23 protein-coding genes and 1 tRNA gene are annotated in these 23,903 nt (G+C 33.0%); 10 read left to right on the top strand and 14 right to left on the bottom strand.

Going from position 1 to position 23,903, the window contains the following annotated elements; translation table 11 throughout:
- Positions 1–6: 6 nt before the first annotated feature.
- The 5 genes from BM053_RS02070 to miaB form a co-directional block, all read right to left on the bottom strand.
- Complete coding sequence (locus BM053_RS02070; protein WP_091473466.1) at positions 7–510, bottom strand: LptE family protein; 504 nt, start codon at positions 508–510, stop codon at positions 7–9.
- Positions 511–604: 94 nt separating this feature from the next.
- A complete protein-coding gene (locus tag BM053_RS02065; protein ID WP_091473464.1) occupies positions 605–1,861 on the bottom strand; it encodes a sigma 54-interacting transcriptional regulator in 1,257 nt (418 codons plus the stop codon).
- An 11-nt stretch (positions 1,862–1,872) separates the two neighbouring features.
- A complete protein-coding gene (locus BM053_RS12260; RefSeq protein ID WP_262487526.1) occupies positions 1,873–1,995 on the bottom strand; it encodes a hypothetical protein in 123 nt (40 codons plus the stop codon).
- Between the two features lie 45 nt (positions 1,996–2,040).
- Positions 2,041–2,412, bottom strand: coding sequence for a GxxExxY protein (locus BM053_RS02060; protein WP_091473461.1), 372 nt, complete (start codon positions 2,410–2,412; stop codon positions 2,041–2,043).
- A gap of 69 nt (positions 2,413–2,481) precedes the next feature.
- Positions 2,482–3,927 carry a tRNA (N6-isopentenyl adenosine(37)-C2)-methylthiotransferase MiaB gene (gene miaB, locus BM053_RS02055; RefSeq protein WP_091473460.1) on the bottom strand — a complete coding sequence of 482 codons (1,446 nt, stop codon included), beginning with the start codon at positions 3,925–3,927 and terminating at the stop codon, positions 2,482–2,484.
- Between the two features lie 252 nt (positions 3,928–4,179).
- Here miaB and topA point away from each other — a divergent pair, with 252 nt between their 5' ends.
- The 7 genes from topA (at position 4,180) to BM053_RS02020 (ending at position 13,836) form a co-directional block, all read left to right on the top strand.
- Entirely contained in the window at positions 4,180–6,696 is a 2,517-nt protein-coding gene (gene topA / locus BM053_RS02050; protein ID WP_091473458.1) for a type I DNA topoisomerase, read from the top strand.
- A gap of 3 nt (positions 6,697–6,699) precedes the next feature.
- Positions 6,700–7,845, top strand: a complete 1,146-nt coding sequence (locus BM053_RS02045; RefSeq protein WP_091473455.1) for a formimidoylglutamase — start codon at positions 6,700–6,702, stop codon at positions 7,843–7,845.
- A gap of 142 nt (positions 7,846–7,987) precedes the next feature.
- The gene (gene porK / locus BM053_RS02040; protein WP_091473742.1) at positions 7,988–9,382 is read left to right on the top strand and encodes a T9SS ring complex lipoprotein PorK/GldK; all 1,395 of its coding nucleotides are present in this window, start codon (positions 7,988–7,990) and stop codon (positions 9,380–9,382) included.
- A gap of 52 nt (positions 9,383–9,434) precedes the next feature.
- Positions 9,435–10,076, top strand: coding sequence for a type IX secretion system motor protein PorL/GldL (gene porL, locus BM053_RS02035; RefSeq protein ID WP_091473453.1), 642 nt, complete (start codon positions 9,435–9,437; stop codon positions 10,074–10,076).
- A 48-nt stretch (positions 10,077–10,124) separates the two neighbouring features.
- A complete protein-coding gene (gene porM / locus BM053_RS02030) occupies positions 10,125–11,660 on the top strand; it encodes a type IX secretion system motor protein PorM/GldM (protein ID WP_091473451.1) in 1,536 nt (511 codons plus the stop codon).
- 50 nt (positions 11,661–11,710) lie between these two features.
- Complete coding sequence (gene porN, locus BM053_RS02025) at positions 11,711–12,721, top strand: type IX secretion system ring subunit PorN/GldN (RefSeq protein ID WP_091473449.1); 1,011 nt, start codon at positions 11,711–11,713, stop codon at positions 12,719–12,721.
- Positions 12,722–12,789: 68 nt separating this feature from the next.
- Complete coding sequence (locus BM053_RS02020; protein WP_091473447.1) at positions 12,790–13,836, top strand: NAD(P)/FAD-dependent oxidoreductase; 1,047 nt, start codon at positions 12,790–12,792, stop codon at positions 13,834–13,836.
- A 97-nt stretch (positions 13,837–13,933) separates the two neighbouring features.
- Here the strand turns inward: BM053_RS02020 and BM053_RS02015 are convergent, their stop codons facing one another.
- Entirely contained in the window at positions 13,934–14,323 is a 390-nt protein-coding gene (locus BM053_RS02015; RefSeq protein ID WP_091473445.1) for a DUF983 domain-containing protein, read from the bottom strand.
- 106 nt (positions 14,324–14,429) lie between these two features.
- Between BM053_RS02015 and BM053_RS02010 the strand changes: the two genes are divergently transcribed.
- Positions 14,430–16,340 carry an ABC-F family ATP-binding cassette domain-containing protein gene (locus BM053_RS02010; protein WP_091473444.1) on the top strand — a complete coding sequence of 637 codons (1,911 nt, stop codon included), beginning with the start codon at positions 14,430–14,432 and terminating at the stop codon, positions 16,338–16,340.
- Between the two features lie 178 nt (positions 16,341–16,518).
- Here BM053_RS02010 and BM053_RS02005 read toward each other — a convergent pair whose 3' ends face one another.
- The 4 genes from BM053_RS02005 to BM053_RS01990 form a co-directional block, all read right to left on the bottom strand.
- On the bottom strand, positions 16,519–17,673 hold the full coding sequence (locus tag BM053_RS02005) for an 8-amino-7-oxononanoate synthase (RefSeq protein ID WP_091473442.1): 1,155 nt from the start codon (positions 17,671–17,673) through the stop codon (positions 16,519–16,521).
- Between the two features lie 54 nt (positions 17,674–17,727).
- Positions 17,728–18,210 carry a DUF1761 domain-containing protein gene (locus BM053_RS02000; protein WP_091473440.1) on the bottom strand — a complete coding sequence of 161 codons (483 nt, stop codon included), beginning with the start codon at positions 18,208–18,210 and terminating at the stop codon, positions 17,728–17,730.
- Between the two features lie 102 nt (positions 18,211–18,312).
- On the bottom strand, positions 18,313–18,759 hold the full coding sequence (locus BM053_RS01995; RefSeq protein ID WP_091473438.1) for a KTSC domain-containing protein: 447 nt from the start codon (positions 18,757–18,759) through the stop codon (positions 18,313–18,315).
- Between the two features lie 58 nt (positions 18,760–18,817).
- Positions 18,818–18,890 (bottom strand) — tRNA-Met (locus tag BM053_RS01990).
- 204 nt (positions 18,891–19,094) lie between these two features.
- Here BM053_RS01990 and era point away from each other — a divergent pair.
- A complete protein-coding gene (gene era, locus BM053_RS01985; protein WP_091473435.1) occupies positions 19,095–19,976 on the top strand; it encodes a GTPase Era in 882 nt (293 codons plus the stop codon).
- A 220-nt stretch (positions 19,977–20,196) separates the two neighbouring features.
- Positions 20,197–21,507: a ribosome biogenesis GTPase Der gene (gene der / locus BM053_RS01980; protein WP_091473433.1), complete on the top strand. Its 1,311-nt coding sequence runs from the start codon at positions 20,197–20,199 to the stop codon at positions 21,505–21,507.
- A 114-nt stretch (positions 21,508–21,621) separates the two neighbouring features.
- On the opposite strand, the gene BM053_RS01975 is transcribed toward der, so the two are convergent.
- Genes BM053_RS01975 through BM053_RS01960 form a run of 4 tightly spaced genes read right to left on the bottom strand, consistent with a single transcriptional unit; the run spans position 21,622 to position 23,877 of the window.
- The gene (locus BM053_RS01975; RefSeq protein WP_091473430.1) at positions 21,622–22,017 is read right to left on the bottom strand and encodes a hypothetical protein; all 396 of its coding nucleotides are present in this window, start codon (positions 22,015–22,017) and stop codon (positions 21,622–21,624) included.
- An 11-nt stretch (positions 22,018–22,028) separates the two neighbouring features.
- Positions 22,029–22,781: a class I SAM-dependent methyltransferase gene (locus BM053_RS01970; RefSeq protein WP_091473428.1), complete on the bottom strand. Its 753-nt coding sequence runs from the start codon at positions 22,779–22,781 to the stop codon at positions 22,029–22,031.
- Positions 22,772–23,506: a DUF2071 domain-containing protein gene (locus BM053_RS01965; RefSeq protein WP_091473426.1), complete on the bottom strand. Its 735-nt coding sequence runs from the start codon at positions 23,504–23,506 to the stop codon at positions 22,772–22,774. Before BM053_RS01965 ends, BM053_RS01970 begins: the two co-directional genes overlap by 10 nt.
- The gene (locus BM053_RS01960) at positions 23,500–23,877 is read right to left on the bottom strand and encodes a DoxX-like family protein (RefSeq protein WP_091473424.1); all 378 of its coding nucleotides are present in this window, start codon (positions 23,875–23,877) and stop codon (positions 23,500–23,502) included. The genes BM053_RS01965 and BM053_RS01960 overlap by 7 nt, the downstream gene beginning before the upstream one ends.
- Positions 23,878–23,903: the final 26 nt, after the last annotated feature.

Here is a 23,903-nt window from a genome sequence, read left to right as displayed (position 1 = left end):
TTTAGATTACCATTTTGCTAATGTAGCGTTAAACATATCTTGCGAAATGCGTTCGAAAATTAAGTCTAAAGATTTTTTTAGTTGTGCTCCTGTAGGTAAATTATTCCCTGGAAAATCATCATAAAAATTAAAGCGTTTTTCAAAATCTTCCTCTGGTTTATTTTTGTTTGAAAACTTAAGATTGATGGTTATCGACAATCTGCTTTGCGCAGCTGTTAAATCTGCTGTGGCAGTCATTGGACTAACTCGGTAATCTACAATTTCGCCTTCGTAAACTAAATCGCCATCGGTTGATGTTAAGTTTAAGTTGGTCTGATTCTGAATTAAATCTTGCAAACGACGTGTAAAATCTCGGTCTATTCCAGGTTCTACTAATTCTGAAACATTTTGAAAATAACCTACTTGAAAAGTTTTTGCATCAATTTTTCCTGTTCCTGTAAAATTGTAAATAGAACAACCTTGAACTAAAAAAACGGAAAAAATTAAGATTATGTATTTTATTCTATTCATTTTATTTTAAAAATTGCTTCGCCATTTTGCTAACGCTCGGGTCAAAGATATTCAAATAATTGTCAATTATCAATTGTCAATTATTCATTATTATTTAAAGGTCAAATTGTTTTATTTTTCGGTACAAAGTTCTTTCGGAAATCCCCAATTCATCAGCTGCAGCTTTGCGTTTTCCTTTGTTTTTTTCTAACGATTTTTTAATCATCTCAATCTCGCGTTGTTCCAATTTCAACACTTCTTCCTCTTCGATGGTTTCGGCAAATTGAAATTCGTCTTCATTTTCATCAAAATCAGTATCTTCATCATGATTGTTGAAAGTTGTATTTCTTGGTTCTTCTTCGAACGAAATTTCGCTGTCAGCTTCTTTCGGACCGTATATTTTCTGGATTAAATTGGTATTGATTTCTTGCACTTTTGCCGAACCATTTTTCATGAGTTCCAACGTTAATTTCTTCAAATCGTGCAAATCGCTTTTCATATCAAAAAGGACTTTGTATAAAATATCTCTTTCGGTGCTAAAATCGCTTTCTGACTTTTTATTTTTAATAACCGAAGGCAAATTGCTTCCTTCTTGCGGTAAATAAGATGATAAAGTGCTTCCTGAAATATCGCGATTGGTTTCTAAAACCGAGATTTGTTCGGCCATATTTCGCAATTGACGAATGTTTCCTGACCAACGAAATTTTTGTAAAACGGAAATGGCATTGTCATCTAATTTCAAAGGAGGCATTTTGTATTTATGGGCAAAATCGGCAGCAAATTTTCTGAATAATAAATGAATGTCATCTTTTCGGTCGCGTAAAGCAGGCAAAGTAATATCGACAGTGCTTAGTCTGTAATATAAATCTTCCCGAAATTTTCCTTTTTCGATGGCATCAAATAAATTAACATTGGTTGCGGCAACAATACGAACGTTGGTTTTTTGCACTTGACTTGAACCTACTTTTATAAATTCACCATTTTCTAAAACACGAAGCAAACGCACTTGTGTTGTGAGTGGCAATTCGCCAACTTCATCAAGAAAAATGGTTCCGCCATCAGCTACTTCAAAATAACCTTCACGAGTTCCCGTTGCGCCTGTAAAAGCTCCTTTTTCGTGTCCGAAAAGCTCACTGTCTATGGTTCCTTCTGGGATGGCCCCGCAGTTTACAGCAATGTATTTTCCGTGTTTTCTGTGCGAAAGGGAATGTATTATTTTAGGAATACTTTCTTTACCAACACCACTTTCACCTGCTACTAATACCGAAATATCTGTAGGAGCAACCTGAATAGCTTTTTCTATTGCACGATTCAATTTTGGATCATTTCCAATAATCTCAAATCGTTGCTTTATTGATTGTACTGTTTCCATACGATGTCAATCTATTTTAGATTTGTTGTTTCCTCAACTTTGTGTTTTGGAAAATAAGTTTTAATGGTATAAAAAGTAATTGCAAATCCTACTACAAATGCAATTATTGCTATGATTATATTTTTTTTTGACATTTTTCTTTTTTTTGCCACAGATTAAAAAGATTTTCACAGATTTTTTTAAAGTGAATATCTTTTGTACTGTAAAGATTTGGTTTGAAAGTTTACTAATAATCCAATTTCTGAATCTGCAAGTTTTAAATAATTTAAGACTTGAGCAACATGTTCGTTAGAAAATTCTTTAACAGCTTTAACTTCTAATATTATATCTTCATTTACTATAAAATCCGCATAGAATTTATGAGGTAAAATCTTGTTTTTATACTCAATCGAAAATTCTTTTTCTCTTTCGAAAGGAATATTATTTTCTTTAAATTCAATTTCTAGAGCATCTTTATAAACTATTTCTAATAAGCCTGGACCTAGAATTCTATGAACTTCCATACAAATACCAATGATTTTATAAGTTTCCTCTTCTCTGTAGCCGTCCATAATTATTTTGTATTTTTACCACAGATTAAAAAAATTAAAAGGATTTCAAAAAAATCTGTGGCTATTTTTTTAATTCATTTCACTTAAACCAAGTGGGATTCCTTTTAAAGTTCCACTCGTACAACTTTCTATTTTCACATTTACAAAATCTCCAATATTGTAATTTTCTTTTGGGAAAACCACTGTAATGCTTTGCGAATTTCTTCCTGAAAACTCTTCTGTCGATTTTTTAGACACTTTTTCGACTAAAACTTCTACAGTTTGACCTATAAATTCCTCAGAGCGCGACCAAGCGTGTTTTTGTTGCAAATCGACAATTTCTTGTAATCTTCTAGCTTTGGTTTCTTCGGTAACATCATCTTCCATTTTTCTTCCGGCCAATGTTCCTGGGCGCTCTGAATACGAATACATATAACCAAAATTATATTTTACATATTCCATTAAACTCATTGTGTCTTGGTGATCTTCTTCGGTTTCGGTAGGAAAACCAGCAATCATATCTTGCGAAATAGACGCATTTGGAATAATTGCTCTAATTTTATCAATCAAAATCATATATTCTTCACGGGTATGCAAACGGTTCATTTCTTTCAAAATTCTATTACTTCCCGATTGAACAGGTAAGTGAATGTGCTTGCAAATATTAGCATGTTTGGCAATGACGTGCAACACACTTTCGTGCATATCTTGTGGATTTGAAGTCGAAAATCGAATTCTCATTTTAGGAAAACCAACAGCAACCATTTCTAACAACTGGTCAAAATCGACAGCAGTAGCTTTTTGCATTTCGGTAGCATTGGTAAAATCTTTTTTCAATCCGCCACCGTACCATAAATAACTATCCACATTCTGACCTAAAAGTGTAATTTCCTTAAAGCCTTTGTTCCATAAATCTTGAATTTCCGCCATGATGCTTTGTGGCTCACGACTACGCTCACGCCCACGAGTAAAAGGAACTACGCAAAATGTGCACATATTATCGCAACCACGCGTGATAGAAACTAAAGCTGTGATTCCGTTGCTCATCAATCGAACAGGAGAAATATCTCCGTAGGTTTCGTCTTTGCTTAAAATTACATTTATCGCATCACGACCTTCTTCAACTTCGGTCAATAAATTTGGTAAATCTTTATAAGCATCAGGACCTACAACAAGATCGACAATTTTCTCTTCTTCAAGAAATTTGTCTTTCAAACGCTCCGCCATACAACCCAAAACGCCGACTTTCATCTTCGGATTTATGCGTTTTACAGCATTGTATTTCTCCAAACGCTTGCGAATAGTTTGCTCTGCTTTGTCCCGAATCGAACAAGTATTAACTAAAACCAAATCGGCTTCTTCTAACACATTTGTAGTATTATAGCCATTTCCAGAAAGGATAGACGCTACAATTTCCGAGTCCGAAAAATTCATTGCACAACCATAACTTTCTATAAAAAGTTTCTTAGTGTTTTCGGGTTTATTCTCTAAAACAAGACTTTCACCTTGTTTGCTTTCTTCGATAATCTTTTCCATAAGTCAAATTCTTTCGCAAAGATAGTGCAAAACAAAAATTCTGACAAGATGGCAGTTTTATTTAACAAAATTTTTATTGGGAGCTGTTCCCGCCATTCGCTATATCTTTTGCTTTCTAAAGAAAAAAGCAAAAGGATGCCGCTGCTGTCGGGGCTAAAATATCCAGTCTAAAAAGAAAATTTTTCTAAAAATGAACCCAAAAAGACATTATATAAAAAAAACTTCTACTTTTGCCAAATCAATAAAACAGCAATGGCAAAGAATTTAGTAATAGTCGAATCACCTGCAAAGGCAAAAACAATCGAAAAATTTCTTGGAACAGATTTCCAAGTAGAATCAAGTTATGGCCATATTGCCGACTTGCCTTCTAAAGAAATTGGTGTTGATGTCTTAAACGGTTTCAAACCCAAATACGAAGTTTCGCCCGACAAAAAAGCGTTGGTTTCTAAACTAAAGACTTTAGCCAAAAATGCCGAAATGGTTTGGTTGGCTTCCGATGAGGATCGCGAGGGAGAAGCAATTTCTTGGCATCTTGCTGAAGAATTAAAACTAGATCCTAAAAAAACGAAGCGTATTGTTTTTCACGAAATTACAAAAACTGCGATTCTAAAAGCAATAGACAATCCACGTGAAATAGATTATAATTTAGTCAACGCGCAACAAGCACGTCGTGTTTTGGATAGATTGGTTGGTTACGAATTATCGCCAGTATTGTGGAGAAAAATAAAAGGAGGATTATCGGCTGGAAGAGTACAATCGGTTTCGGTTCGGTTGATTGTAGAGAGAGAAAGAGAAATCATCAATTTTAAACCTGTTGCTACTTATTCTGTTCAGGCTGAATTTACTAACGAAGCTGGAAAGTCATTCAAAGCAAAACTGCCTAAGAATTTTAATACAAAAAAGGAAGCCGAAGATTTTTTAAATAAAAATATCGGTTCTATATATAAGGTAGGAGATTTAGAAACAAAACCTACCAAAAAAACACCAGCAGGACCATTTACAACTTCGACTTTGCAACAAGAAGCCGCTCGTAAATTATATTTACCAGTTGGAATCACGATGCAATTAGCACAACGTTTGTACGAAGCAGGACTCATTACTTACATGAGAACAGATAGTGTAAATTTATCTAAAGATGCGATGGAAGCTGCGCAAGCTGAAATTATTAAATCTTACGGAAAGGAATATGCTAAACCTCGAACTTTTGTCAATAAAAGCAAAGGTGCACAGGAAGCACACGAGGCGATTCGTCCTACCGACATGTCGCAACACACTGTAAATATCGACCGTGATCAAGCGCGTTTGTATGATTTAATTTGGAAAAGAACATTAGCTTCTCAAATGAGTGATGCCGAATTGGAAAGAACAAATGTTAAAATCGAAGCTAATAATCATTCGGAAATTTTTACTGCTTCTGGAGAAGTTATCAAATTTGAAGGGTTTCTAAAAGTATATTTAGAAGGTCATGATGATGACGAAGAAGAGCAAGAAGGAATGTTGCCTTCGATGAAAGTAAATGAAAAATTAGCAAATAATTATATTACAGCTACCGAAAGATATTCTCGTGCAGCAGCAAGATATACCGAAGCTTCTTTGGTGAAAAAATTAGAGGAATTAGGTATTGGTCGTCCATCTACTTATGCGCCAACAATTTCTACGATTATTAATAGAAATTACGTCGAAAAAGGAAATCTAGAAGGTCAAGAAAGAAATTACACACAATTGACGCTTCAATCTGGTAAAGTAGGAGAGAAGCTGCTTAAAGAAAATACAGGATCTGATAAAGGAAAATTGGTTCCAACAGATATTGGTACTATTGTTACTGATTTCTTAGTGAAAAATTTCGATAATATTTTAGATTATAATTTCACAGCAAAAGTAGAACAAGATTTTGACGAAATTGCCGAAGGAAATATCGAATGGGCGAAAATGATGCAAGATTTCTATGATAAATTTCACCCTACGGTAAAAGATGTCGAAGCTAATGCTGATAGAGAATCGGGCGAAAGAATTCTAGGAATAGATCCAAAATCTGGAAAACCAGTTTCTGTTCGTTTAGGGAAATTTGGACCAATGGCTCAAATTGGTGCCGCCGATGACGAAGAAAAAACATTTGCCAGTTTATTGAAAGAGCAAAATATTGGGAACATTACTTTAGAAGAAGTATTGAATTTATTTTTGCTTCCAAAGAATTTAGGAACTTATAAAGGAGAAGAAGTTGAGGTTTCAAATGGACGTTACGGGCCTTTTATCCGTTTCGGAACAACATTTGTTTCCTTGCCAAAAGGCGAAGAACCATTAAATGTGGATTTAAATAGAGCACAAGAATTAATCGATGAAAAATTATTAGCCGATGCTCCAATTGCAGTTTACAAAGGTGAAGGTGTTCAAAAAGGAACGGGGCGTTTTGGTCCTTTCTTAAAATGGAACGGTATTTTTATCAATGTAAGTACAAAATATAATTTCAATAATTTGTCACAACAAGACATCGAAACGATTATTGAAGATAAAATTCAGAAAAACATTGATAAAGTAATTCATAATTGGGAAGCTGAAGGGATTTTGGTTCAAAAAGCACGCTGGGGAAGATCTGAAATTATAAAAGGTAAAATCAAAATCGAATTAAGCAAAGACGTCGATGCTACAAAATTAACATTGGCAGAAGTGCAAGAAATGATTGCTAAGAAAACACCTGCAAAAAAAGCGCCAGCCAAAAAAGCAGCAACTAAAAAGCCTGTGGCAAAGAAAGCAGTTGCTAAAAAGAAATAAAATATGGTATTCGATTTTTTACAACCATTAGACGACAATTTTTTAGCATTTATTCAAGGATTGTCACCACAAACTTTGGGTAAAAAGGTTGTATTTCATACTGATACCGAATTTCCAAACATCGAAAGCGCATCTATTGCAATTATTGGTGTTTTAGAAAATAGAGGATTGGGCGATACGAAGGAAATTGTCGATTTATCAAACATAAGAAAAGAATTTTATAGTTTGTTTCCAGGGAATTGGCAAACACAAATTATCGATTTAGGGAATATCGTAGCAGGAGAATCGTTAGAAGATACTTATTATGTTCTAAAAACTGCAATTGCACAACTTATCAAAAACAAAGTCGTCCCTGTTGTTATAGGAGGTTCGCAAGACTTAACCTATGCTATGTATCGTGCTTATGATTTGTTGGAGCAAATGGTCAATGTGGTTTCTATAGATAGTACATTCGATTTTGCAAGAGAAAATGGTTTGTTGTCGGAATCGTATTTAACAAAAATGATTGTCGATGAACCAAATAATTTATTTAATTATAGTAATTTAGGCTTTCAAACTTATTTTAATGCCCAAGAAGAAATAGATTTAATCGAAAAATTATATTTTGATGCCTATCGTTTGGGCGAAGTTTGTAACAATCCAACAATTGCAGAACCTGTTTTTCGTGATGCAGATTTGGTTAGTATTGATTTGTCGTCAGTAAAATCTTCAGATTCAGGGAATTTTGCTACATTTGTACCTAATGGTTTTTCGGGGAAAGAAATTTGTTCTTTATCAAGATATGCCGGAATTAGCGACAAAGTGAGCTCTTTTGGGGTCTTTAATCATGAAAATTCCAAACAAGAATCGGTTTTAATAGCTCAAATAATGTGGTATTTTGTAGAAGGATTTCATTTTCGTTCTAATGAGTATCCATTTGGAACCAAAGAGAATTATATTAAATATATTGTTACCTTAGATGACGAGCTTGTTTTTTACAAGAGTAATATTACAGAAAGATGGTGGATTGAAATACCATTTATTTCATTGCAAAACAATAAGTTAAAGAAATCTACGTTATTGCCTTGCGTGTACGAAGATTATTTAGCTGCATGCGCAGGCGAAGTACCAGAAAGATGGTGGAAAGCCCAAAGAAAAAATATAATTTAATTTCCAACAACATAAAATATAGCGAAAACCAACTATTTTCAACTTTTTTAAGGTTTTTTTAATAAAAAAATTGTTTTTTTGAAAATAAATAAATAGGTTTACGCCCTTAAAAGTTATGAATATATACTTAACCCAAATTTATATGAAGAAGTTCATTTTATTAGCAGTGCTGGTTTCATTTTTATACAGCTGCGGTTCAGGAGACAAAGGAGAGCTTGTAGGTGTTAAAGGTAAAGCTTGGCATACCGAAAAGCCTTTTGGTATGACATTAGTGCCTGGTGGTGCTTTTATCATGGGTAAATCCGATGATGATTTAGCAAACGTGCAAGATGCTCCAACTAAAACAGTAACTGTTCGTTCATTTTATATGGATGAAACAGAAATTACTAATAGTGAGTACAGACAGTTTGTGTTCTGGGTAAGAGACTCAATTGTTAGAACGCGTTTGGCTATTTTAGCTGATGAATTAGGTGAGAAAAACGACCCTAAATCTAAATCTTCTAAAAAAGGAGGAAGTATTGCTGATTATGCATTTGTTGATGCTGATACTACAAACATGAGTGTTTATGATAAATACATGTACGATAACTATTATAGTGTTGGTACAGGTGATGATCCTTATGCGGGAAGAAAAATAAACAACAAAATTCCTTTAAAATGGCAAACTGGTCAATATCCAGATGATAAATATACTGAGGTTATGGATTCTATGTATATTCCTTCTGAGGAAGCATACAATGGTTTAAGAACTATCGATGTAGATAAATTAAAGTTCCGTTATTCTTGGATGGATATCCAAGCGGCAGCAAAAGCTAAAAAAGGAAAACGTAAAGAATTTATTCGTAAAGAACAAGTTAATGTTTATCCTGATACAACAGTTTGGATTAAAGATTTTGCTTATTCTTATAATGAGCCAATGCATAATGATTATTTCTGGCACCAAGCGTATGCAGAATATCCTGTTGTAGGAGTTAGTTGGAAGCAAGCTAAAGCATTTTGTGCTTGGAGAACTTTGTTTAAAAATTCATATGTTAAAAAACAAAGAGGAAGAGATTTGATAAACACTTTCCGTTTGCCTACAGAAGCAGAGTGGGAATATGCAGCTCGTGGTGGTATAGAATCTGGAACTTACCCATGGGGAGGTCCTTATGCTAGAAATGACAGAGGTTGTTATTTGGCTAACTTTAAGCCAGTGCGTGGAGATTATGCTGCTGATGAAGCTTTGTATACTGTAGAAGCTCAGTCTTATGAGCCAAACGATTATAACTTGTATAACATGTCAGGTAATGTAGCAGAATGGACAGATTCATCTTACGATCCTGCAGCTTACGAATATGTTTCTACAATGAATCCAAATGTAAATGATATTAAAAACATGCGTAAAGTAACACGTGGTGGATCTTGGAAAGATGTTGCGTATTACCTACAAGTAGGTACTCGTGATTTCGAATATGCAGATTCAGCAAGAAGTTATATTGGATTCCGTACATTGCAAGATTATATGGGAACTGATGCGACAGGAAACGCAGGAAAATAATTAATTAACCAAACTTTATTTTATATTTTAACTTAACTAAATTTTATTTATTATGGCAATTTTAAGCAAAAAAGCGATGAACTTCGCTTACGGTATGGGAGCAGCAGTTGTAATTGTTGGTGCATTATTCAAAATTACTCACTTCGAATTAGGACCTTTAACAGGAACTTTGATGCTTTCAATCGGATTATTAACAGAGGCACTTATTTTCGCATTATCAGCTTTTGAGCCTGTTGAGCACGATTTAGATTGGTCGTTAGTTTATCCAGAATTAGCTGGTGGTGAAGCATCAGGTAAGAAAAAAGAAGTAAAAGAAGATGCGCAAGGATTGTTATCTCAAAAATTAGATGCAATGTTAAAAGAAGCTAAAATTGACGGAGAATTAATGTCAAGTTTAGGAAATAGTATCAAAAATTTCGAAGGAGCTGCAAAAGCAATTTCTCCAACGGTAGATTCTATGACTTCTCAAAAGAAATATGCTGAAGAAATGACTATGGCAGCTGCACAAATGGAATCATTAAACAGTTTATATAAAGTTCAATTAGAAAGCGCAACTCGTAATGCTCAAGCAAACAGCGAAATCGCTGATAACGCTTCTAAACTTAAAGAACAAATGCAATCTATGACGTCTAACATTGCTTCTTTAAACAATGTTTACGGTGGTATGCTTTCTGCAATGAGTAACAAAGGATAATTAGTTTTTAACTAAATTTATTTACTAACAAAACTAATTTAAAAAAAAATGGCAGGAGGAAAATTAACCCCTAGACAGAAGATGATTAACCTGATGTATCTGGTTTTTATCGCGATGTTGGCAATGAATATGTCCAAAGAAGTATTATCAGCTTTTGGATTAATGAATGAAAAATTTGAAGGATCTAATACATCTGCAGTAGCTACAAATGAGCAAATGCTTATGGCTTTAGACACAAAAGCTGCTGAAGCTAAAGGAGAATTTGCTGTTGCATCTGCTTCTGCGCACAAAGTAGAAGCTGTTACTAAAAGTTTTTACGCTTATGTTGAAACTTTGAAAAAACAAGTTTTAGAAGGTGTTGAAGTTGATCCAGAAACTGGAAAGCTACCTTACGAAGCAATGGATAAGGGAGAAAGTATCGACAACTGGTTTACAGGTGAAGGTTATGCTCCAAAAGGAAACGAAATTATTGCTAAAATTGAAAAGTTTAAAGCGGATATGAAAGTAGCTCTTGGAAGTGAAAAAAAATACGCTGTAATTCTTGCAGAGGTTAACAAAAAATTTGATGTTTCAGATGTTGCAAACAAAGAAGGGTTGAAAGATAAATATTTGGCTTACCACTTTAAAGGGTTTCCATCTGTTGCTTCTTTAGCTAAGCTTTCTGCTTGGCAAAGTGATATTAAAAAAGCGGAATCTGATGTGTATAGTGCTGCACTTGGAAAAGCTGCTGTGGCAGTTGCTTCATACAGTAACTTTAAAGCTATTGTAGCATTAGACAAAAATGTTTATTTTGAAGGAGAAACAGTAACAGGAAAAGTTGTTATTGGTAAATATGACGAAAATACAAAGCCTTCTGGATTTTCTGGACCAGGTAAAATTGTAAATGGTCAAGCAGTTATATCACAATCAGCTGGAAGCGTTGGAGAACATAACGTTAAAGGTCAATTTACTTTTATGGAAGACGGGAAACCAATTCCTTTACCATTTGATGGGAAGTATGTTGTTGTTGCTAGACCAAATTCTGCTACAATATCTGCTGACAAAATGAATGTTGTATATCGTGGGGTTCCTAATCCAATGACTATTTCATTTGCTGGTGTTGCGTCTAATAACGTAAGTGCATCTGCTCCAGGTATGTCAAGTGCTGGTGCTGCTGGAAAATACACATTAAGAGCAGGTTCTGGTACTTCAGTAATGATTAATGTATCTGCAAAATTACCTGATGGTAAAGTGGTTTCTGACAAAAAAGAATTCCGTATCAAAGGTTTACCAGCTCCAACTGGAAAAATCCGTGGAGAGGTTGCTGCTAAAGGACAAAAAGGAAACTTAGAATCTTGTACAATATCTGCAGTTATGGAAGATTTCGATTTCCCAGTTACTGTAAATGTTACACAATTTAATATTAAAGTTCCTGGACAACCTACAATTGTAGTTTCTGGAAGTAAAATGGACGGTAGAGCAAGATCTGCAATTCAAAAAGCAACTAGAGGAGATGTAGTTGTTATTTCTGAAATTAAAGCTAGCTTCTCAGGAATTGACCAAGTTGCAAAAAGAGTTTCAACTTGTACATACGAAGTACAATAATAGTTTAAGAATTTCGTTTTAGATTCTATAAACTTTACAATTATAAAATTATGAATTGGAGAAATTTATTATTAGTTATTATTTTTATTGCAGGAAGTTCAACTTCTTTTGCACAATCTAATTTGTTGAATGCTAAAAATCCTAAAGAAATTGGATTGAAATCAGCAGCGCAACAACTAAAAGATAATGACAAACCATTAGAATATGGTTACGTTGATGACAGAGATGTTTTGATGTCTAAGAAAACTTGGGAAATTATCGATCTTGATGAAAGAATCAATTTTCCTTTGTATTATCCTATAGACACTGCTAATGTTGGTAATGAGCGTCGTTCATTATATGATGTATTAGTAAAAGGAATCAAATCTGGTAAATTAACAGAAATATATTCTGATAGTTATTTTAGAGAAAAGAAAACATTAAAAGATATTAATGCTTCTTTAACTAAAACAGATACTAGTGATGCTGGTAGAGAGCAAATGAATGAAGATCCAGATGCTTTTAGAACAAGAATTGTTCAAAAACCAGAAACTATTATGGTTGCGGGTAAAAAAGGGAAAATGAAAGCTCAAAAAACAGGAAAAATGTTAACAGATACTATTCCTGCTGTCAGAAAAATTTCTGAAGAGTTTATCGTTAGAACTGACCTAGCTTCAATAGACGTTTCTGATTATAGAATTGTTGGATTATGGTATTTCGACAAACGTCAATCTGATTTACGTTATAGAATCTTAGGAATCTGTCCTGTAATACCTGATGTTTATACAATGGATAAGCCAGAAAAAGAATACATCGATTTATTTTGGGTTTTCTATCCAGGAGCAAGAGAAGTATTACATGAGTGGAAAGCATTCAATGACAGAAACTCTTCAATGCCTATCACTTTCGATAATTTGTTAAACTCACGTCGTTTCAACGCACTTACTTACAAAGAAGAAAATGTGTACAATGACAGAGAAATCGTTGATTATATGAAAGAAAATTCATTAATGCAATTATTAGAGTCTGAAAGAGTAAAAGATAAAGTTCGTAATTTCGAGCAAGATATGTGGAATTACTAATATAAATTTCTCCAATTTAAAACATAAAAACTCTTACCAATTTGGTAAGAGTTTTTTACTTTTACAAAATGATTGATTATCTAATTGTTGGTTCTGGAATTGCGGGAATTTGTTTTGCAGAAATTGCTTTGCAAAATAATAAAACCATTTTGGTTTTTGATAATGATTCCCAAAACTCCTCAAAAATTGCTGGCGGAATTTACAATCCAGTAATACTAAAACGGTTTAGTGAAGTTTGGAATGCGACTGAACAAGTAAAATATCTAAACGATTTTTACCCTAAAATAGAGAATCGATTAAACATAAAAATAGACTTTAAAACACCAGTTCTAAGAAAATTTTTTTCTGTCGAAGAGCAAAATAATTGGTTCATCGCTTCTGACAAGCCTAATTTATCACCTTTTCTCTCTATAAATATTCTGCACAAAACCTACTCTGGTATAGATGCTCCATTTGGTTTTGGGGAAGTTTTACATACAGGTTATGTAGATACAAGATTTTTGCTAGAATCCTATCACAACTATTTGAATGATAATAATTTATTTTTTCACGAAAGTTTCAATTATTCAGAACTAAAAATGTATTCTGATGGTGTTTCGTACCGAGATATAAAAGCAAAAAATATCATTTTTGCCGAAGGTTTTGGTTTGCATTCCAATCCGTATTTTAATCATTTGCCACTAGATGGCACAAAGGGAGAACTTCTTATCATTAAAGCTCCCAATCTAAATTTAGATTGCATCTTAAATTCGAGCGTTTTTATTTTGCCAATTGGTAATGATCTGTTTAAAGTGGGAGCAACTTATAATTGGGCTGATAAAACGAATAATCCATCGGAAGAAGGCAAACAAGAATTGTTAGAAAGAATCAATGAACTGCTTAATTGTGAGTTCGAAATCATCGAACATTTTGCAGGAATCCGACCGACGGTCAAGGACAGGCGACCACTTGTTGGGACACATCACGAGTATAAAAACATACATATTCTTAACGGATTGGGCACTCGTGGCATCATGCTTGGTCCATCGCTGGCTCGTGATTTATTTTTGCATATGGAACACGGAACCCCGTTGGATATAAATATTGATATCAAAAGATTTGACAAGAAGAAGTAGAAGCAAGACTTCTTTATACAGCTTTATCTTTGAAAAAATAGATTGTTTATTGACAAATTGCGTGTTCTAATTCCAGTAAATCAAAATACTGAAGGTATTACTTCAGCTTTTCTTTCCAGTCTTTATCAAAACCAATATTCAAATTAATCCAGATGTTTCTAGACAATCGCATAATAATAGGCATAAAACAAGTAAGGGAAAGCATAATGGCAACAAAAGAAGTTTTCAAATTAGTTTGAAAACCATAATGAGAAACCAAAAAAGTTATAATTCCCAAACCAACACCCAGCGCATAACTAACGAACATGGCACCAAAAAAGAAGGAAGGTTCCATTTTATATTTCAGACCACAATGGCTACATTTTTCATGCATATCAAAAACTTTACTCAAAATATAGCTGTTTTTTACCTTATACATGCTTTCTTCGTGACATTTAGGACAAGTTCCTGTTAAAATGCTATATAATTTGGATCCTTTTTTTAACATTTGCAAAAAATTTAGTTTACCATGATTTTGGTAGTGCAAATTTACGATTTTCATTCAATGTTTAAAGTCTCAAAACCTGAAACTTTAAATTTTAAACAAAAAGATAATGCTTAACATACACAATTTGTCGGTTTCCTTTGGAGGAACATATTTATTTGAAGAAGTAACCTTCAGAATGGGCGCTGGCGATAGGGTAGGACTTGTCGGAAAGAACGGCGCAGGAAAATCGACCATGCTAAAAATCTTAGCGGGCGATTTCAAGCCAGATTCAGGAAGTATTTCGACAGCAAAAGAAGTTCAAATAGGATTTTTGCGTCAAGATATCGATTTCGAAGAAGGAAGAACCGTTCTTGAGGAAGCTTATCAAGCATTTATCGAAATAAAAGCAGTCGAAAAGAAACTAGAAGAAGTAAACCACCAACTGGTTACTAGAACTGATTACGAAAGTGAAGAATATTCATTAATTATAGAAGATTTATCAGACTTAACGCATCGTTTTGACTTGTTAGGTGGTTATAATTATGTGGGAGATACTGAGAAAATTCTTTTAGGACTGGGTTTCAAAAGAGAAGTTTTCGATAATCTTACCGAAACATTCTCAGGAGGTTGGCGTATGCGTATCGAATTAGCTAAATTATTGCTTCAAGCCAATGATATATTGCTTCTCGATGAGCCAACCAATCACTTGGATATAGAAAGTATCATTTGGTTAGAAAGTTTCTTACGTAATTATCCGGGTGTTGTGGTTATTGTATCGCACGATAAAATGTTTTTGGATAATGTTACTAACAGAACTATCGAAATTTCATTAGGAAAAGCCTACGATTTCAATAAACCATATTCTGAATATTTAGAATTGCGTCATGAGATTCGTGAAAAGCAATTGGCAACACAGAAAAATCAAGCCAAAAAAATTGAAGAAACTGAAAAGTTAATCGAAAAATTCCGCGCCAAAGCTTCAAAAGCTTCGATGGCACAATCATTAATAAAAAAGCTAGACAAAGTAGAACGAATTGAAGTCGATGAAGACGATAATTCGGTTATGAATATTTCCTTTCCAGTATCTAAAGTACCAGGAAAAGTAGTCGTTGAAGCAGAATATGTAACGAAAGCTTATGGCGAGAAAGTTATCTTAAAAGATATTAATTTACTCGTAGAACGTGGTAGTAAAATTGCCTTCGTTGGGCAAAACGGTCAAGGAAAATCGACATTTATCAAAGCGATTGTTAACGAATTTGAATATCAAGGTTCAATCAAATTAGGGCACAATGTACAAGTAGGTTATTTTGCGCAAAATCAGGCGGAATATCTTGATGGCGAAATTACTTTACTTCGCACTATGGAAGACGCTGCAACCGATTCTAATCGTAGCAAAGTACGTGATATGTTAGGTTCATTCCTATTTCGTGGCGATGATGTTGAGAAAAAGGTAAAAGTCCTTTCTGGAGGTGAAAGAAACCGTTTGGCATTGTGTAAATTGCTCTTGCAACCTATCAACGTCTTGCTTATGGATGAGCCAACGAATCACTTAGATATCAAATCTAAAAATGTCTTGAAAGCTGCTTTGCAAAAGTTCGAAGGAACTTTGCTTTTGGTTTCTCACGATAGAGATTTCTTGCAAGGAATGTCCAACTTAGTATACGAATTCAAAGACCAAAAAATCAAAGAATATTTGGGTGATATCAATTATTTCTTAGAACAACGCAACTTGGAAAACATGCGTGAAGTCGAGAAAAAAGACATCGAAAAGAAAGAAGCGCCCACTACAAATGCAAAAGCATCATACGAAGACCAAAAGAAAAACAAATCACTTCAAAATCGTTTGAGCAAAATAGAAAGTCAAATAAAAGAGCTAGAACGCAATATTCAGCAAGACGACAAAGCACTAGCGTCTAACTATGACAAACATTCTGAAGATGCAAAATTCTTCGTTGCCTACAACAAGAAAAAAGCGGATTTAGACAAATTGTTAGAAGATTGGGAAGTTGTGCAAGGCGAAATTGACAATGCTAATTAGGAGCTATTTCCAGCTTTCCGTTACAAGTTTTTTTATCTCGTATACTTTTTTCTAAGCAAAAAAAGGAGCTTCTATCGTCGCTCTTTTTTTGCAAGAAAAAATGTAACGAGATTTCAAAAAGCTTTCCACTTCAATCTGGGCTAGAAATCAACATTCAATTAAAAAGTGTAATTCGTAATTATTTAAACGGATTTCGTTCTATCCAAGTGACTTCAGGATCAAAATATCCAAACAATTTCCCAATATATTTATTGATAAGGGAATTAGAATGAGAAATAAAACCAACCATTTGGATAGGTTTTGCGCCAACAGAACTTTTTATTTCTAGTGCTGTTCGTGAGAAAATAAGTTTCGAATATTTTTTGGTAATCGAATAGCCAATCATATCGTAAAGCATATTCAAATACAACATTTTTTCTTTTTGGTGTTCGTCGTCATAACCAAGAAAATAAGTATCTAAGGCACTTCCGTTTATAATCATGGTGTTGAAACCAATGAGTTTATCTTCAATAAAATAACCATAAAAAAGAAATTTATCATGTAAAATTTCTTTCAAATTAGCAAAATGATGCTCGGCCAAATAAAAAGTATTGAAAGGCGCATTTTTAGTCACATTAAAATACAATTCGTTTATTTTAGATTCATTTTCTCTAATTTCTTCTAAACTCATTTGACGTTTAGAAACCATTTCCGATTTTTTTCGAGCTCGTTTGTAATGGTCACGGTATTTTTTTGATAACGCAGTTACATAATCATTTTCATTTTCCCACAAATCATCATTGGTAAAAACCATATTAGGTTGTGTCGAAAATTGAAAATATTTCCTGAAACCATTAATCTTAAAATGATCACTTTCAGAAACAGTAAAATCTTTAAATGAAGTAATGTGAATTTTTATTCCCGCTTTTTTCAAATCTATTTTAAGCTGAGAAACTGCTTTTTTTAGTATCGACAATCCTTCTTTGATTTCAATATTATTGCTAAAACAGTAAGCGTTTTGCCCAGTAAGCATATTGTTGCCAATAAAAAGTACATTGGCAGCAAAATTCCGAAAAGCAAAATCACGTAATTTCGATTTGATGCAACTTTTGTTTACACCAAACGAAGAAACATCAGTTAGATTTAGACTTTGAGTGATTGCAACACCAACAAGTTCTTCATTTTTAAACAAAGCAATGTAATGACAAGTCATGTTTTTTGGTGAGGATTCATCTAAAACTTGTAAATATTTTTTAGATAAAAAAATGTTATTTACAGCGACTTCGTTCCATTTTTCTGGAAGTTCATTTGCATTTTTGTAAATATGAAAGGAGTAATTTGTTTTCAAAGGCATAAAAAAATCTCTTCACCAAAAGTAAAGAGATTTATGTTTAATAAAATGTTAAAATTATTTCATGGCGCAAATTATTCCGCCCATGATAGCGAAACATACAATCCAGAATCCGCCAGTTACAAGTGTATATTTGAAGCTTCTTTTTTCATACAAAGCATTTGTGCCAATAACTGGAAGTGCTAGAAATAATCCAGTCATAGTTCCGTGTAAAGCGCCATGTTTGAAAGATCTAAAAGCATCGCCATAATCTGCCATAAAAGCAGTATAAGATGGTTTTGCAGTGGCAACATCTCCGCCAATGAGTCCTAAAGCGCCAAATTGATGAATTGTGACTGTTTGTAAAATAAAAGCAATAAAAAACGCATACAATACGGAAACTCCAAAAATCATAATCATATTTGGTTTTTCTCCTTCTTCTGGGTTTATGCCGGTTTCTTTCATCCAGATTGTTCCGAAAACTTTTGGGTTATACCAGATAAATCCAACAACAAGTGTCGATAATGCTGCAAGTAATAATGCTAAAAAATTAATTTCCATGGTTTTGGTTTTTATGGTTAGTTACTCAAATATAATAAAAAATATAATAAAAAAAGACTTTCGGTTAGGAAAGTCTTTAATAGTTATAATGTAATATTATGATTAATCTTCGGCAGCTTCACCAGATTTTCTGTAAATGAAGTTTCCGTAAATATGACGTTTTGCAAAACGATTAGGAGATTCAGCATTAACCATTTTTACATAAATATTTCTAGGAACACCAATGTATTCGTATTCCATTCCGTTAAAATATTTAATATGTAAAGTTTGTTTTTCTAAATGAAAACCATGAATATTAGAATTTGTAATTGTATCTGTATATTCAGGAAGGTTTTTCTCGACAGTTTCGGCCGAAATACTTACTAAAAAGTGATAAGCACCAATAATATGCTTGCTTTTTTCTTCAGCAGCTAGTTTTCCAGCTTCGTCATTTACAAATTTATCAGGATGAGAATCTTTCATACTGTTTCTGTAAATGGTTTTTAATTCTTTCAAAGTTACATTTTTGTCAACTTCAAGTAACTTTCTGTATTCGATAACTCTTTTCATACCAATGTTTAATAATAATATTTAAAAAAAGCCACTCTTTTCAGAATGGCTTGCTTAGTAGCGGGAACAGGACTCGAACCTGTGACCTTCGGGTTATGAGCCCGACGAGCTGCCTACTGCTCTATCCCGCGTTGTTTCGAGTGCAAATATACAACCAATTTTCATTCGTGCAACAAAAATAGTAAAAAACTTTATATATTTTCTATTTACTTGAATTTTAACACTTTAACTTTGTTTTTAGCTTCTAATGTAATAGTGCTTATGTAATTAAGATTTCTTTTTGTTGCGACTATTCACTTGATATGACTACCTTTGCAAAATAAAATACAATATAAATGTCACATAAAGCAGGTTTTGTAAACATCATAGGAAATCCAAACGTTGGAAAATCGACGTTAATGAATGCCTTTGTTGGAGAACGATTATCAATTATTACATCAAAAGCACAAACAACACGTCATAGAATTCTTGGAATTGTAAATGGGGAAGATTTTCAGATGATTTTGTCTGATACGCCAGGAATTATCAAACCAGCATACGAAATGCAGGAATCGATGATGAATTTTGTGAAATCAGCTTTCGAAGATGCCGATGTTTTGATTTATATGGTCGAAATTGGTGAGCAAGACCTGAAAGACGAAGCTTTTTTTAATAAAATCATTCATGCAAAAATCCCTGTTTTATTACTTTTAAATAAAATAGATACTTCAAACCAGGAACAATTAGAAGAACAAGTTGCTTTTTGGACTGCCAAAGTTCCTAATGCAGAAATTTTTCCAATTTCGGCATTACAGAATTTTAATGTGCCAGAAGTTTTTGATAGAATCATAAAGTTATTACCAGAATCGCCAGCTTATTATCCTAAAGATCAGCTGACGGATAAGCCTGAAAGATTTTTTGTAAACGAAACTATTCGTGAAAAAATCTTGCTACATTATAGTAAAGAAATTCCGTATGCGGTAGAAATTGTAACTGAAGAATTTTTTGAAGATGATAATATTATCCGTATTCGTTCTGTGATAATGGTAGAACGTGATACCCAAAAAGGAATTATTATTGGTCACAAAGGAGAAGCTTTAAAACGAGTAGGAGTAGAGTCTCGTGCTGATTTAGAGAAGTTTTTTGGCAAACAAATACATATCGAATTGTATGTAAAAGTGAATAAAAACTGGAGAAGTAACGCAAATATGTTGAAGCGTTTTGGTTATAATCAGTAAAGTTGATTTGGTTATTTGTTTATTCGAAAACCTTAAATTGATGACAAAGCCCTAGCCCTGATAGTAGTGAAAATCCTTTTGTTTTTTTCTTTAAAAAATAAAAGATTGTAACGAATAGCAGGAAATAGCTCCTAAAAATTTAAAAAAAACTTTCCAACTTTGCAACTTTGTAGCTTTGTACCTTTTTATAACTACCTTTGCAAAATATTAAAAATACCTTATGAATAACATTGTTGCGATAGTAGGAAGACCTAATGTAGGGAAATCAACCCTTTTTAATAGGCTGATACAAAGAAGAGAAGCTATTGTAGATTCGGTTTCTGGAGTTACCAGAGATAGAAACTACGGTAAAAGCGAATGGAACGGAAAAGAGTTTTCTGTGATTGATACTGGCGGATATATTCGTGGTTCTGACGACGTTTTTGAAGGAGAAATCCGCAAACAAGTAGAATTAGCGATTGACGAAAGTGATGTAATTATTTTCGTAGTTGATGTCGAAGAAGGAATTACTCCTATGGACGATGCGGTTGCGAAAATGTTGCGTAAAGTAACCAAACCTGTTTTACTTGCTGTAAATAAGGTTGATAATGCGATGCGTGAAAAAGATGCTGTCGAGTTTTATAACTTGGGATTAGGAGAATATTATACTTTTGCCAGTATTTCAGGAAGTGGAACTGGAGATTTACTTGATGCGCTTATTGATGCTTTTCCAGTAAAACCATTACCAACTCAAGAAGAAATTGTGTTGCCTCGTTTTGCAGTAGTAGGTCGTCCTAATGCTGGAAAATCTAGTTTTATAAATGCCTTAATTGGTAAAGAAAGATTTATGGTTACAGACATTGCGGGAACTACTCGTGATGCGATAGATACTAAATACGACCGTTTTGGTTTCGAATTTAACTTGGTAGATACTGCAGGAATTCGTCGTAAAGCTAAAGTAAAGGAAGATTTAGAATTTTACTCAGTAATGCGTTCGGTTCGTGCTATCGAACATGCAGATGTTTGTATCTTAATTATCGATGCGACTCGTGGTTTTGAAGGGCAAGATCAAAGTATTTTTTGGTTGGCTGAAAAGAATAGAAAAGGGGTTGTCATCTTAGTAAATAAATGGGATTTGGTCGAAAAAGATACGATGTCAACTCGTGATTATGAAGCCAAAATTCGTGCAGAATTGATGCCGTTTGTCGATGTGCCTATTCTTTTTGTATCAGCACTTACAAAACAGCGTTTGCTAAAAGCATTAGAAGCTACTGTTCAGGTTTATGAGAATAGACAACAACGTATTTCGACTTCGAAATTTAACGAATATATGTTGAAAATTATCGAAAATCACCCACCACCAGCTTTGAAAGGGAAGTTTGTAAAAATTAAATATTGTATGCAGTTGCCAACACCAACACCACAGTTTGTGTTTTTTGCCAACTTGCCACAATATGTAAAAGATGCTTACAAACGTTTCTTAGAGAACAAAATCCGTGAGAATTGGGATTTTGAAGGTGTTCCGATTGATATTTATATTAGAGAGAAATAACAGAATTATATAAAATAAAAAAGCAACTTGAAAGAGTTGCTTTTTTATTTTATACCAAATCACCAGATTCCGTGATAAGTTAAATTATATTGATGATTGCAGAGGAAGAGAGTATTAATTTAGTGTTATTTTGAAGAAAGTATAACTTAAATAGATCCAAAGTGTTGAAAAAACAATGTGAACTATTGTTTCAAAAATTTTTCCTTTCCAAAGTTTTGAGGAGTAGCCAAAAAACTGAATTAACAATCTACAAAACCAAAAGAGTCCAAGTCCAAAACTAATTTTTTTACCAAAAGGAGTTGTAATAATTTCTGTTGCTGAAGTAACACAAAGAATTCCCATTAATAAAACCGTTAAAGCAATAAAAAATGTATGTATTTGCATTACTTGTTTGTTAATTAAGCTTAAATGATTCAATTCTTCTTTCCAATTAAAATATTTTGGAAAAATGATGTGAATTAAAGATAGCATAATTAGCAGATAACCTATTGTGTTAAGTTGAAATTCCATTTATTAATAAATTAAGGACAAGAATTAAAGACAGACATAAATGGAGTAAATTTCGTTTCGTTAAATGAAGAAAAACCAGCTTCTTTAAACGCTTTTTTCCATGTTTTTTTGGAAAAAAAATGTGTAAATCCGATTGAGAAGGCGACAAAATTTGGAAAATCTCGCAAGTGTTCAACCATAATAACACTTCCGGTTGATTTACAAACCCTATGACATTCTTTTAAAAACTGAACTTTTTCTTCTTGAGTACGAATTTCGTGAACTGCTGATAGCAAAAATATATAATCAACAGAATTGTCTTTCAAAGGGATTGCGTTTGAAATAATTTGTTGTGTATTTGGATATACCAAACTCACTTTTCTTGCTCTTATTATTGCGGGTTCTGTATGTTGTTTAGAATTATAAAAGTCAAAAACTTTTAAATCAGATTCAGGGAATAGGTTTTTGATGATAAAACTTGTTTCGTCAAATCCAGCGTTAATGTTCAAAATTTGAGTGTCTTTAGAATCTGTTAGGTTGAGGTTTTTTAACCAGTTAAAATTATAATAGCCTGAAAAATCGTAAACATAAGCTGATACTATTAATGGCATTGTCAATCCATAAATAAAGGACAAAAGGATGATCGAATACAAAACATTTGACCAATTAAATAATATGTGACTTGTAAGAATTAATGTCAAAGCGACTAAGCCAAACACATAAAAATGTCGGTTAAAGCTTAAAATATTTAATACTCCTTGAAAAGGTTTTCTTTTTACTTCCATTTTTCAATTTTTCCTTTTTTCCAATAATATGGAATGTTTTCAATAATAAAAGCATTGGCTAATTTCACGTCAGAAAAATTGAATTTCTTTAAGAAGTCAAAACTGTAATTAATTATTTCAATTGGTTTTGGATTCCATTTTTCGCGAACACCTTCAATAATTAGGATTTCATTTTCTTTAACTGTAAAAGTAAAGGGTAGCGGACCAGCATATTTTTTAGCTGTTTTCCAATCGATAAAAGGGGAATTTATTGGGAGTGAAATTTCCTCGTCTCTTATATCAGAATAAGTGAAATTAAATTTTGATTTTAAAGATTCAAAACGGGTGTTTTCTTTAGATTCTTTTTTGATGATATCAGTTGTAGAATAATTGTAATGCGTAAATATATTTCCAAAGAATTCCATTTTCTTTTTATTTGTCTCAGATTTTAGAATATATAATCCTCTGAAAATTTTCCCTTTAGGATTTTTATATTTCACAAAAATTCTATAACCTATTAAGAAAAAATCATTTCCCATGAATTCGGGAAACCCCTTTGGACGTAATTTTTCAGTTTCAACCATTGCAACTGCAATGAAAGCCCATTTGTTATCATATGTGTCTAATTCGAGACAATCAGGTAGTAAACTTTCTAATTCTTCCTTAGTAATAGCGAATGTTAAGACAATTGACTTTTTGAAAAAAGTTTCAACGGCAAATGGATGATTTTTTAATTTTTCTAACACTTTTCTTTGTTTAGAATAAATTCGTTAAAATAGATGAATAGACAAAATAATAATGCAAAAACCGAATTCCATTTTCCCCACAATAGTAAATCAGGAACCAAAGTGAATTCTAAAATGTTCATTATTAAAATAATGATGATTTGTGCTATGGCGTTAATTTTAGATTTAATTCTACTGATAATCCAAATTGCCATTAAGACTTCCAAAAAACCTATTAGTTTGGTAATAATATAAGCGGAAGGATTATCTAAACATAAAATTTCTTTAACGATTTCTTGATGTCTTGGAACATAACCTAATATTTTACAAAAAAGTCCATTGACAAGCCAAATTAGAGCGATTAAGTAAATGCAAAGTTTTTTATATATCATAATAAATTTAAATTCGACATTCTAAA

Origin of the sequence: Flavobacterium swingsii (genome assembly GCF_900111965.1) — a bacterium.
In the GTDB taxonomy this organism is placed as follows: Bacteria; Bacteroidota; Bacteroidia; order Flavobacteriales; family Flavobacteriaceae; genus Flavobacterium; species Flavobacterium swingsii.
Note: the sequence above shows the minus strand (reverse complement) of the source record. Positions and strands in the feature narration are given on the sequence as shown.

Excerpts from the sequence above, each read along its gene's own strand:
- BM053_RS02010 (WP_091473444.1), top strand. The coding sequence starts at position 14,430 with ATGCTTAACATACACAATTTGTCGGTTTCCTTTGGAGGAACATATTTA.
- der (WP_091473433.1), top strand. The coding sequence starts at position 20,197 with ATGAATAACATTGTTGCGATAGTAGGAAGACCTAATGTAGGGAAATCA.
- BM053_RS02015 (WP_091473445.1), bottom strand. The coding sequence starts at position 14,323 with ATGTTAAAAAAAGGATCCAAATTATATAGCATTTTAACAGGAACTTGT.
- porL (WP_091473453.1), top strand. The coding sequence starts at position 9,435 with ATGGCAATTTTAAGCAAAAAAGCGATGAACTTCGCTTACGGTATGGGA.
- BM053_RS02065 (WP_091473464.1), bottom strand. The coding sequence starts at position 1,861 with ATGGAAACAGTACAATCAATAAAGCAACGATTTGAGATTATTGGAAAT.
- miaB (WP_091473460.1), bottom strand. The coding sequence starts at position 3,927 with ATGGAAAAGATTATCGAAGAAAGCAAACAAGGTGAAAGTCTTGTTTTA.
- BM053_RS01995 (WP_091473438.1), bottom strand. The coding sequence starts at position 18,759 with ATGAAAAGAGTTATCGAATACAGAAAGTTACTTGAAGTTGACAAAAAT.
- BM053_RS02045 (WP_091473455.1), top strand. The coding sequence starts at position 6,700 with ATGGTATTCGATTTTTTACAACCATTAGACGACAATTTTTTAGCATTT.
- porK (WP_091473742.1), top strand. The coding sequence starts at position 7,988 with ATGAAGAAGTTCATTTTATTAGCAGTGCTGGTTTCATTTTTATACAGC.
- BM053_RS01970 (WP_091473428.1), bottom strand. The coding sequence starts at position 22,781 with ATGGAAGTAAAAAGAAAACCTTTTCAAGGAGTATTAAATATTTTAAGC.
- BM053_RS02060 (WP_091473461.1), bottom strand. The coding sequence starts at position 2,412 with ATGGACGGCTACAGAGAAGAGGAAACTTATAAAATCATTGGTATTTGT.
- porN (WP_091473449.1), top strand. The coding sequence starts at position 11,711 with ATGAATTGGAGAAATTTATTATTAGTTATTATTTTTATTGCAGGAAGT.
- BM053_RS02000 (WP_091473440.1), bottom strand. The coding sequence starts at position 18,210 with ATGGAAATTAATTTTTTAGCATTATTACTTGCAGCATTATCGACACTT.
- BM053_RS01960 (WP_091473424.1), bottom strand. The coding sequence starts at position 23,877 with ATGATATATAAAAAACTTTGCATTTACTTAATCGCTCTAATTTGGCTT.
- BM053_RS12260 (WP_262487526.1), bottom strand. The coding sequence starts at position 1,995 with ATGTCAAAAAAAAATATAATCATAGCAATAATTGCATTTGTAGTAGGA.
- porM (WP_091473451.1), top strand. The coding sequence starts at position 10,125 with ATGGCAGGAGGAAAATTAACCCCTAGACAGAAGATGATTAACCTGATG.
- BM053_RS01975 (WP_091473430.1), bottom strand. The coding sequence starts at position 22,017 with ATGGAATTTCAACTTAACACAATAGGTTATCTGCTAATTATGCTATCT.
- BM053_RS02070 (WP_091473466.1), bottom strand. The coding sequence starts at position 510 with ATGAATAGAATAAAATACATAATCTTAATTTTTTCCGTTTTTTTAGTT.
- BM053_RS02020 (WP_091473447.1), top strand. The coding sequence starts at position 12,790 with ATGATTGATTATCTAATTGTTGGTTCTGGAATTGCGGGAATTTGTTTT.
- era (WP_091473435.1), top strand. The coding sequence starts at position 19,095 with ATGTCACATAAAGCAGGTTTTGTAAACATCATAGGAAATCCAAACGTT.
- BM053_RS02005 (WP_091473442.1), bottom strand. The coding sequence starts at position 17,673 with ATGCCTTTGAAAACAAATTACTCCTTTCATATTTACAAAAATGCAAAT.
- topA (WP_091473458.1), top strand. The coding sequence starts at position 4,180 with ATGGCAAAGAATTTAGTAATAGTCGAATCACCTGCAAAGGCAAAAACA.